This is a genomic window from Helicobacter sp., assembly GCF_029067145.1.
Lineage (GTDB): Bacteria > Campylobacterota > Campylobacteria > Campylobacterales > Helicobacteraceae > Helicobacter_D.
Map to the genome: position 1 here is coordinate 42208 of NZ_JAIEFA010000039.1, position 10383 is coordinate 52590.

Below are 10383 nucleotides of genomic sequence, written 5' to 3' on the forward strand. Positions count from 1 at the left end.
AAAAAAGGTTGAAAATGGAATTTAATTTGCAAAGGACGGACGAAAATGCGCGCGCAGGCGTGCTAAAACTCGCACACGGCGAAGTGCCAACACCGATTTTTATGCCTGTTGGGACACAAGCAACTATCAAGGCATTAGATTTTAGCGACCTTTTAGCCCTCAACGCCCCGATAATTTTAGCCAACACTTATCATCTTTATTTGCGCCCTAACGATGAGGTGATTAGAGAACTTGGCGGGCTGCACGCATTTAGCAAATTTCCCCGCAACTTCCTAACCGATAGTGGTGGATTCCAAGCGTTTAGCCTTAATTCTAATGTGAAATTGCGTGAGGACGGAATCATATTTAAAAGCCATATTGACGGCTCTAGCCATTTTTTCTCTCCGCAAAAGGTTTTAGACATTCAGTACAATCTAAATAGCGATATTATGATGATTTTAGACGATTTAGTCGGATTGCCCGCTAGTAAAGAACGCATTAGGGATTCCATTGCGCGCACGACTAAATGGGCTAAAAGCGCCATTGACTACCACAATTACAAAAAACAAAGCGCCGCTGATTTAGGCAGAATCCTAACGAACAACATCTTTGCAATCGTGCAAGGTGGCACAGATAAAGAATTTAGAGAAGCAAGTGCAAAGGATTTAACGAGTTTGGGAGATTTTGACGGCTATGCCATTGGCGGGCTAGCAGTGGGTGAGCCAAACGAAGAAATGTATGCAACGCTTGATTTTACTACACCGCTTTTGCCAAAAGATAAGCCACGCTATTTAATGGGTGTTGGCACGCCTCGCGATATACTAGAAGGAATCGCGAGAGGTGTGGATATGTTTGATTGCGTAATGCCTACAAGAAATGCAAGAAACGGCACGATTTTTACACATTTTGGTAAATTTGCTATTAAATCCCCACGCTTTAAACTTGACACACAACCCCTAGATTCCAAATGCTCCTGCTACACTTGCCAAAACCATTCCCGCGCTTATTTACACCATTTGTTTCGCGCAGGTGAAATCAGCTATTTTCGTCTTGCAAGCATTCACAATCTTGCATTTTATTTGGACTTAGTAAGAGACGCAAGAGAGGCGATTTTAAGAGGAGAATTTACACGATTTTATAAGGACTCCATAGAATCAATGTCTGCATAAAAATTGCTCGCGATTCCATTGTAAGCGATTCTTTTTTACAAGAACTAGATTGCAATACTAACTTGCAATAACAAATCAGGAGGATTTGTCCTTGCACACAGAATCTTGAATAATTAAATAAACTTTATATTATAAAAGCAAATTTAAAGTGCAAAATATTATAATTTTAAAATACTTTCATTAAGAAATCAAAAAGGGATAGCGGTGCTAGCGTGGAGTGAAGAATTTAGCATTAAAAATCAACATTTAGACGAACAACATAAAGCTTTTATGCAATTACTTATAGAAACCAAAAAATTCGTCAAAAGCGCTTCTCCCAACAAAGCTCAAGAGTTAGAATCACGAATGAATGCCGTCATTGAAAGCGCCAAAGAGCATTTCAACGACGAAGAAAAATATATGCAGCACATTGGCTATCCTTTTTTGAACCAGCACAAAACGCGTCATCGTGAGCTAGTTTCCAACCTTTCTATGCTGCTAATGGATTTAGAAGATATAGAACATACCGCTAAGGAATTTTATGAATGTTTGCATAATTGGCTCATTGCACATATTCTAACCGAAGACAAACAAATAGAATCCTACCGCAACCGACTCCACGATGTCAAAGAGATTCCTTATAGTTTAGAGCAAAAAACAAAAATTCTAGCCGAAACAGAAGACATAGCCCACCAGCCGTGGCACAAATACATTTGCCTCTGCCTCTTAAAAGAGTTTAAAGTCTGCGACGCCTTGCACAAAATTATGCAAGAAGAAGGCACATTTGTGCGGTGCAAAGTTTGCAAACAACCGCTTGTTTATCGTGATTCCAATTTAGATGATGAGGACAATTTTGAAACACTTGCTAAAAAATATTTTAAACAATTCTAGGAAATAAAAACACAATGGCATTTACATCAAAAGGACATAAGGTTTTCAATGATGTTAAAAATTTACGGAATCTTTTATTGCAAGAGCGCAAAAATTTTGGTGAAGAAATTGACTTTTATTTACTAGATTTCCGCACCTTTTATAGCAAAAAGGGTGAGAACAAATACAAACCTGTTAGCGACATTAGCCTTTTTAATAAAAATTCTAATTTTACCGCCAATATTGACATTAAGCAGCTTTATAAGATTGAGATTTGCAAAAAAAGCGAAAAACCTGCGCGCACCTTTGGAATCAAACTTGTTCCCAACGAAAACACCGCTTTGCACGCAGTTTTGCTTTGTAACAATCAAATCAAACATCACGAAGAGCTAAAATCTGAAATCTATCAAGAACTTTACAAAACGATGATATTGCAAGATTATCTCATCGGAATCCGCGAATATGGCAAGCTCACCTCGCAAATTGACGCTTTTATCAATGAACTTATTAGGGGTAAAATTTCTCCCAAAACCATTCTAACTATTGGCACGGGCGTCGCAAGCGTAGAAGGGAAAGATGGGGAACTCAAAATTCACCAAAAGCTACAAACCGAGATTCTTGGTGCAGAAGCGCAAAAACCTACTGAAGCTTTCGTGCCAAAAATCTGTATGCAAGCTGTGCATAAAGGCGATGAGCTTTTTGAATACATCAAGCCCGTTGCGGGACGCGTGGGGCGGAATCTCAAAGGAGAAATGCTCGCAATCAAGCCTATTAAATCCAATGCAGTAAGTGTAGATGCGAGCATCCGCGCACGAGAAGATGTAGATAGAATCAAATTTCAAGCAGGCAAAGACGGATTCTTTAAGGAAATTAAACCGCTTTGTTTTATCATCAGTGATGAATTAAACACCAGACAATCTGCCCCCAAAAAACAAGACGAAACAACAGAAAATATATCTAATACCCCAAGTGCCCCTGCTGCACAGCCAGCTGCACTCAACATTGAGGGACAAACACACAGCAAATCCAAAATCCAAACCGACACCGCCTTCATCGGCTCTCATCGCGGCGCAATCAAGGCGCACACCGTCGTGATTGATGTGCTAGAAAAAGGAAGCGTGGAAGCCAAAGTCGCCTACATTAATAGCACGCTTGGAGGCACGATTATAGCGGATTATATTTATATCAAAGAGGTGCGCTCTTATAATGAAATTTATCCTCGTTATAGCCTCGTGGTAGATAATATCTTGGGCGAACACAATACCTTTGAACTTAATCCTGCTAAATTCTCCTTTATGCGCCGCGACCGCTTGGATTATGTAATGCTCTCTGACCAAATCAAAATCCGCTTAAGACACCTAAGAAAGCAAATGGACGAAATCTATGCCTACTTGCTAGCCTCTCAAGGCAAAGTGCATAAAATCCAGCACGACCAAGAAGAAAAGCCGGAGGAAAAATTGCCCAAAAACCTCCAAAGTATTGTAGATCAATACGAAAAAGCGTTAGAGCGCTACAAAGAACATTTGGTAGAATATAATGAGATTGTCAATCTTTATTACACTAATGAAGTGCGCCTCAAGGGCATTGATGAAGGTGCATTGAGTGCTAAAATGATGATTCGTGGCAATCCTCCTGCGGCAGAAACGATGATAAAATTCAAAGCCTATATGGGCAATCGCGAAGAAACGCTCAAAACGGTTCTTAGCCAAGAAGCACCTGCGCATTTCTTTGAAGTCATCAAAGACGGGGACTTTTTCCGACTAAGGAGCAACAAAGATTTTGATTTGTCCTTGCTAAGTTGGATTGATGAAATGCGCCCACAACAAAAATAAGGCATAAAATCGCGCAAATCTATCCTCTCCAAGCGCAATGCAAACCCCAAAACAAAGGAACCCAATGCCTCTACAATTCCAACCTCTCACCCCAAAAGAATTTTTTGCTTCTTGTAACAAAGACTATGCAGAATCCAAAATTTCGGAGTTAGAGGAGTTTAAAGAAAAAGTTGCGCAATATTTGGAATCCCTTGAAAAACACAAAGGGCAAAATGAAAAAGCCATTGTTGCAAATGTTCTTGCACCCTTTTTGCAAGGGTTAGGATTCCACACTCAAGCGGCTTTCAAACAAAAAGGCAATAGCGAAATTGACTTAGCTTTGCTTAAAGATTCGCAGGTTGAAATCCTCATTGAAGCCAAAACACAAAAGAATAAAACTGAAATGTTTAGTGCAGAGAATCCTAACTGCAAGGCATTGCACGAGTGTATCCTCTACTATTTGCGCGAACGAGAAAACAACACGCGACTAAAATATATCCTCATCACAGATTTTTATCAATTCTATCTTTTTAGAGCAAAAGAGTTTGAAAGATATTTTTACAAAAATAAGAAGATTCAAGACGCTTATAAATCTTTAAATAAAAAAGATTTGCTTGAGAATCAAAAGGATTTCTATGCAGAACTCGCAAAGATTCTAAGCAAAGAGTTTCAAGGCAATTTAGAGGGAGATTTGTTTAATACTTCACTGCAAGGCACACATTTTGACTTGCGTAATGACAAACATTTCAAGCAATCTTATGCGATTTTAAACAAAGAATTTCTGCACGATGAATTTCACAGAGATTCTAACGCACTTAATCCCAAATTCTACTATGAGCTTTTGCATATTTTGGGCTTAAAAGAAATAGAGACTAAGGGCAAGATTCTTATTCAAATAGACGAGGCACAAAAATCAAGTTTTGCCAAACATATTGCCTCTAAATTAGAATCCCAAAACCAACCAAGTGATTTTGAAACCACGATGAGCCATATCATTCTTTGGCTCAATCGTATTTTGTTCCTCAAGCTCATTGAAGCAAACTTGCTGCATTTCAATAATTTTGACAATTTTGACAAAAACTTGCGATTCTTAACCTCTACAAAAATCACGAGTTTTAGCATTTTGGCTCATCTCTTTTTTGAGGTTTTGGCAAAGGATTATGCGGAGCGAAAACAAGACAAAGGCTTTAACTTCCTGCCCTATCTCAATTCCTCACTTTTTATCCGAGATGAAAAAGAAATTTGCGACTTAAGTGCGCTTGATGATGCTTTAGAGATTCTGCCCTTTGCCACTACACAAACAGAATACAAAAAGAGAGAGCCTGTCCGCTTTCTCACCTATCTCTTTGACTTCTTAGAATGCTTTGACTTTGGCAAGAGCCAAGATTCCACACCAAGCGATAAACTGATTAACTCTAGCGTGTTAGGAGCAATGTTTGAAAAGCTCAATGGCTATCAAGAGGGCAGTTTCTATACCCCAAACTTCATTACCTCCTATATGTGTAAGGAAAGTTTGCAAAAAATTGTTCTAGATAGATTCAATACAGCTTTTAGTTGGAGTGCAAAAGATTTAGAATCCCTGCGTAAGCAGATTGATAGGAATTTTGACAAAGAATCAAAATTTAAAAAGCTTTTAGAAAGCATTAGAATCTGCGACCCAAGCGTGGGTAGCGGACATTTTCTTGTCTCTGCACTTAATGAAATGATTGCAATTTATCACAAATTAGGGCTTTTGGGATTTGGGTATAAAGATTTGCAAATTAAAGACGATGAAATCCACCTTACTACCAAAGAGGGCGAAAAGTTTGCTTACAAAAGGCTACAAGATTCTAACCACACAATCCAAATCGCACTTTTTACGCTTAAAAAATCTATCATTGAAAATAACCTCTTTGGCGTGGATATTAATCCCAATTCGTGCAATATCGCAAGGCTTAGGCTTTGGATAGAATTGCTTAAAAATGCGTATTATCTAAACTTTAGCAAAGACCAAAATTGCAAGATTCACAAACTCCAAACTTTGCCTAATATTGATATTAATATCAAGTGTGGGAATAGTCTCATCTCTCGCTTTAATCTAAGCGATTCATTACGCACGATTCCAAATATCAATTTCCAAATCGAGCAATACAAAAAACTTGTTTTTGAATACAAAAATGCCGACCAAAGCTTGATAACAATCTCTAAAAAAGATATTGAAAAGCAAATCGAGACGATTCAAGCAACCTTTACCCTAACCCTCAAAGACCCAAAGACAAAAAGAGAGCTAGAAAAGGCAATAGAATCCCATATCAAACAATTCAACAATTATTTGCTTGATGATGAAAGTTTGTTAGAGGGCTTAAACTCTTTGCAATTTAATCTTTTTGGCACTCCGACTTTGAGTAAAGAGGAGCAAGAGAGGGCATTAGAATCCTATGGCAAAATCCAAGCCTTACGCAAAAAGCTAGATTTAGCCCTAAGTGGAGAAACCTACAAAAATGCGTTTGAATGGCGTTTTGCCTTTCCTGAAGTGCTCGATAGTAATGGCGACTTTCTAGGCTTTGATTTGGTGATTGGGAATCCGCCGTATATCAGAATACAAGGTTTGAATAAACAAGTTTCAGAACAATACAAAAAATCCTACCAAGCAGCAACAAAAAATTATGATATTTATGTGCTATTTGTCGAAATGGGATTAAAAATTGTAAAGCCTAATGCACCCATTAATTTTATTATGCCGCATAAATGGCTCAATGCAGATTTTGGAGAAGGGCTAAGAAATCTTGTCAAAAATAAAGCCGCAAAAATCATTCACTTTGGAGATTTTCAAGTTTTTAAAGCAAGCACCTATACAGCTTTACATTGGTTTAATCATCAAGCAAAGAATTTACAATTTATTAAATCTCCAGATTCAATTCAAACAGAGCAAGAAATGACAGAATTTCTAAATTCTATAACTCAAGATGATTTGAGGATATTCCCACACAAAGATTTAGATTCCAGAGTTTGGAATCTAAGTGGCGATAAAACGCAAAATATTTTAATGAAAATCTTGCAACACCCTAGTGCAAGAGATATTTTTGAGAAAATATATGTAGGAATTGCTACGAGCAAAGATAGCGTATATTTCTTAGAACAATGCAAAGAAACTTCCAAAGGATTAATAAAAGGCTACTCTAAAGAACTTGGTTTGATTGTAGAGATCGAATCAGATTTTGCAAAGCCTTTGTTAATGGGTAGTAGCTTTCATCGCTATGAAAAGTTAGAATCTGATTTAAGAGTGATTTTTCCCTATTTTAAAGAAGTGGATTCTAAAGGTAAAGAAAAAATGAGCCTATATAGCGAGCTAGATTTGCAAACACATTTCCCTAAAGGTTATGCCTATCTGAAACAATGCGAACAAGTTTTGCGAGCCAGAGAAAAAGGAAGATTTGATACAGATAAATGGTATCAGTTTGGGAGAGCGCAAGGGTTAAAAGGAGAAAATATAGAAAAGTTACTTTGTCCAGATATTTGCAATAACACACATTTTAGCTTAGATTTTACGGGCAAATTTTATTTTTCTGCTACTATTTACGGATATATTCAAAGTGAGGAATTTAAGCATTTAGATTATAAATACTTATTAGCTATATTAAATTCCAAATTGACTTGGTGGTTTTTACAAAAAATAAGTGTCGTTATGCGGGGAGGATTTTACAGAATCAAACCAGCCTATATAGAAAATTTTTGTATCCCTAATCTTACACCAAAAGAGCAAAAACCTTTTATTGCTTTAGCAGATAAAATCCTAAAACTCAAAGCCAAAGATTCCACAACCAATACAAGCACCTTAGAATCCGAAATTGATAAATTAGTGTATAAATTATATAATCTAAACGAAAACGAAATAAATATCATAGAGGATAAATAATGGAAAAGATTATTTTAAATGCTATAACTGCTACCGAAAAAGAGTTAGAAAATGTTTTGAGTAATGAATATAAAGAGCTATACAAAAATACAAGGAATGAAAAGTTACAAATTATTTTTTCAACACTGCATTCACAAATTATTACCTGCTTTAAAGCTATGAATGAACGACTTCCAGCAACAGAGACAAGTAATAAACATTATTGGGCGGAAGAAAGTAAAAAATTACGACAAGCCATAGAGATTTCAAAAAGACTTGAGAGGCAGTTGAAAGAAACAAATTTTGCATTTGAGATTGAATCTAACTATAATCAAATATTTGATAAATGTTTAATTTTTTTAGAGAGTAGTGGCGGCAGTGAATTACCTATTGGAATGGAAAAAATAACGCTTTATTATGAAATCTCTATTTTTAATCCTAAAAATAATATAGAAATTTCAACTAATCCCACAATATCGGCTAATTTGAAACTAATTGGTGAGGGTTCTTATGCTCAAGTTTTTAAATATAAAGATAAATTTTATAATAAATATTTTACATTAAAAAGAGCAAAAAAGAACTTAGACACAAAAGAGCTAGAAAGGTTTAAAAGAGAATTTGACACAATGCAGTCATTTAATAATCCCTATATGCTAGAAGTTTATTCATTTAATCCTCAAAGGAATGAATATATTATGGAATATGCAGATTTTACCCTTAAATCCTATATTGATGAACATAACAATAATCTAAATATACAAATTAGAAAAAATATCGGATTGCAAATTATTAAAGCATTTAAATATGTATTTGATAAAGATATACTCCATAGAGACATAAGCCCAAACAATATTTTATTAAAAAAATATGATAATGATTTGCTTGTGGTAAAAATTTCTGATTTTGGATTAGTCAAAACACCAAATAGCGAATTAACAAGCGAAAATACAGAAATTAAAGGTTCTTTTAATGATTATTCTGATTTGTCAAGGGTAGGGTTTGAAAATTACGATAAACACCACGAAATTTTTGCTCTTACTCGTATTTTATTTTTTGTCGTAACAGGCAAAACCAATAATGGTAGGATAAAATGCCCTTTTTTTGATAAAGGAACAAGTGGAAATATAGAGGAAAGATACAAAACATTAGATGAATTAGAAAAAGCCTTTTCGGGTTATTGCAGTCAATACGATAAACAGAACTAAAAGATTCCAAATGTTTCATAAAACCAGAACCCCAAACAACAAGGAGCACACAATGACGCTAATCATCGAAAACGCAAGCAAAGAGTTGCAAAAGGCTATCAAGTCTATGGCAAAGCTTGATAACGCCAAAGTTAAGACTAAAAGAGAGAAAGAATGCTTGATGAAACAAGCCATTAAAGAAATAAAAAATGGCGAGTATGAGATTTGCCGAGACTTTGAAGAATACAAAAAAATAATGGAATCTTAATGTATAAAATTAAGATTCTTAAGGGATATAAAAAGCAATACAAGAAGCTTTCGGTAGATAACCAAATGTTAGTTGATAATATTGTCCAAAAATTAGCCAACAATGAACGCTTGGAAGAAAAATATCAAGACCATAAGCTCAAAGGTGAATATAAGGATTTTAGAGAATGTCATATCAAGCCCGATTTGCTGCTTGTCTATCAAAAGCAAGAAAATCTTTTGATTTTAACTTGTGTTTCTGTGGGTAGCCATAGTGATTTGTTTGGATAGGCGATAGACCATTCGCCTTGCACCACATTGTAGCCCACTTTGAATTTAAGCTTGTTTGTGATGACAATCGCCCCGCGCCCCTAAAGGCGCGGAAAAGAAAGCAGCCTAAATCTTCTTATACGGTGCTTGCCCAACTTCGTAGTAGTTATTGCCCTCTGCGTCAATTGCGACAATGGCTGGGAAATTTTCAATCGTAAGTCTAGCAACCGCTTCAGGTCCTAGCTCTGGATAGGCAAGCACTTCGTATTTTGTGATACATTTTGAAATCAGTGCCGCTGCGCCACCTACAGCCACCATATACACCACGCCGTATTTTACCATAGAATCTATGACTTCCTTACTGCGATAACCCTTGCCAATCATTCCGTGAATGCCTTGTTCAATGATTGTCGGTGTATATTTATCCATTCTCCCGCTTGTCGTAGGTCCTGCGCTACCAATCGCATTGCCCGGCTTTGCAGGAGTGGGTCCTAGATAATAAATCGTCTCGCCGCTCAAATCCACAGGGAGTTTTTCTCCACGCGCTAGAGCTTCTGTTAAGGCTTTATGCGCCGCATCACGCGCACAGAGAATCGTTCCGCTAATAAGCACGCTTTCCCCCGCTTTAAGACTTTTTGCTACTTCTTTACTCAAAGGTGCAGTAATTTTTTTTGGCTCTGACATTTTTCCCTCCTTATAGCTCAATATCCGCGTGTCGCGCAGCGTGGCAGTTGATATTCACCGCGACAGGAAGCCCTGCAATGTGTGTAGGATACCATTCTACATTGACTTTGAACGCCGTAGTCGTGCCTCCTAGCCCTTGCGGTCCCACACCGGTTTTGTTTGCAATTTCTAGCAATTCCTCTTCAAGTTTTGCATAGCGCGCATCGGGATTCTTGGAATCTATTTCACGCACTGCGGCTTGTTTTGCTAGAAGTGCTGCCTTTTCCATTGTCCCACCGATTCCTACACCAATCACCATCTGTCTCTAATACAAATCT

Annotated in this window: 8 protein-coding genes and 1 pseudogene; 7 read left to right on the forward strand and 2 right to left on the reverse strand. The window is 36.9% G+C overall.

Going from position 1 to position 10383, the window contains the following annotated elements:
* Positions 1 to 14: 14 nt before the first annotated feature.
* From tgt to K2N75_RS04570, 7 genes are all read left to right on the forward strand, one after another.
* On the forward strand, positions 15 to 1148 hold the full coding sequence (gene tgt, locus K2N75_RS04540; protein ID WP_297679758.1) for a tRNA guanosine(34) transglycosylase Tgt: 1134 nt from the start codon (positions 15 to 17) through the stop codon (positions 1146 to 1148).
* Positions 1149 to 1352: 204 nt separating this feature from the next.
* On the forward strand, positions 1353 to 2018 hold the full coding sequence (locus tag K2N75_RS04545) for a hemerythrin domain-containing protein (protein ID WP_297679759.1): 666 nt from the start codon (positions 1353 to 1355) through the stop codon (positions 2016 to 2018).
* A 14-nt stretch (positions 2019 to 2032) separates the two neighbouring features.
* Positions 2033 to 3829, forward strand: coding sequence for a flagellar assembly protein A (locus K2N75_RS04550; RefSeq protein ID WP_297679760.1), 1797 nt, complete (start codon positions 2033 to 2035; stop codon positions 3827 to 3829).
* Positions 3830 to 3893: 64 nt separating this feature from the next.
* Positions 3894 to 7703: an Eco57I restriction-modification methylase domain-containing protein gene (locus K2N75_RS04555; protein WP_297679761.1), complete on the forward strand. Its 3810-nt coding sequence runs from the start codon at positions 3894 to 3896 to the stop codon at positions 7701 to 7703.
* The gene (locus K2N75_RS04560; RefSeq protein WP_297679762.1) at positions 7703 to 8887 is read left to right on the forward strand and encodes a protein kinase family protein; all 1185 of its coding nucleotides are present in this window, start codon (positions 7703 to 7705) and stop codon (positions 8885 to 8887) included. The genes K2N75_RS04555 and K2N75_RS04560 overlap by 1 nt, the downstream gene beginning before the upstream one ends.
* A 52-nt stretch (positions 8888 to 8939) precedes the next feature.
* The gene (locus tag K2N75_RS04565; RefSeq protein ID WP_115551796.1) at positions 8940 to 9134 is read left to right on the forward strand and encodes a hypothetical protein; all 195 of its coding nucleotides are present in this window, start codon (positions 8940 to 8942) and stop codon (positions 9132 to 9134) included.
* Positions 9134 to 9403 carry a type II toxin-antitoxin system YafQ family toxin gene (locus K2N75_RS04570; RefSeq protein WP_115551795.1) on the forward strand — a complete coding sequence of 90 codons (270 nt, stop codon included), beginning with the start codon at positions 9134 to 9136 and terminating at the stop codon, positions 9401 to 9403. Before K2N75_RS04565 ends, K2N75_RS04570 begins: the two co-directional genes overlap by 1 nt.
* Before the next feature lie 105 nt (positions 9404 to 9508).
* On the opposite strand, the gene K2N75_RS04575 is transcribed toward K2N75_RS04570, so the two are convergent.
* Entirely contained in the window at positions 9509 to 10066 is a 558-nt protein-coding gene (locus K2N75_RS04575) for a Fe-S-containing hydro-lyase (RefSeq protein WP_297679763.1), read from the reverse strand.
* A 10-nt stretch (positions 10067 to 10076) separates the two neighbouring features.
* Positions 10077 to 10364: pseudogene (locus tag K2N75_RS04580) on the reverse strand (fumarate hydratase); the annotation flags it as partial.
* Positions 10365 to 10383: the final 19 nt, after the last annotated feature.

Coding starts and splice junctions, on each gene's coding strand:
- tgt (WP_297679758.1), top strand. CDS start 15: ATGGAATTTAATTTGCAAAGGACGGACGAAAATGCGCGCGCAGGCGTG.
- K2N75_RS04550 (WP_297679760.1), top strand. CDS start 2,033: ATGGCATTTACATCAAAAGGACATAAGGTTTTCAATGATGTTAAAAAT.
- K2N75_RS04555 (WP_297679761.1), top strand. CDS start 3,894: ATGCCTCTACAATTCCAACCTCTCACCCCAAAAGAATTTTTTGCTTCT.
- K2N75_RS04560 (WP_297679762.1), top strand. CDS start 7,703: ATGGAAAAGATTATTTTAAATGCTATAACTGCTACCGAAAAAGAGTTA.
- K2N75_RS04565 (WP_115551796.1), top strand. CDS start 8,940: ATGACGCTAATCATCGAAAACGCAAGCAAAGAGTTGCAAAAGGCTATC.
- K2N75_RS04570 (WP_115551795.1), top strand. CDS start 9,134: ATGTATAAAATTAAGATTCTTAAGGGATATAAAAAGCAATACAAGAAG.
- K2N75_RS04575 (WP_297679763.1), bottom strand. CDS start 10,066: ATGTCAGAGCCAAAAAAAATTACTGCACCTTTGAGTAAAGAAGTAGCA.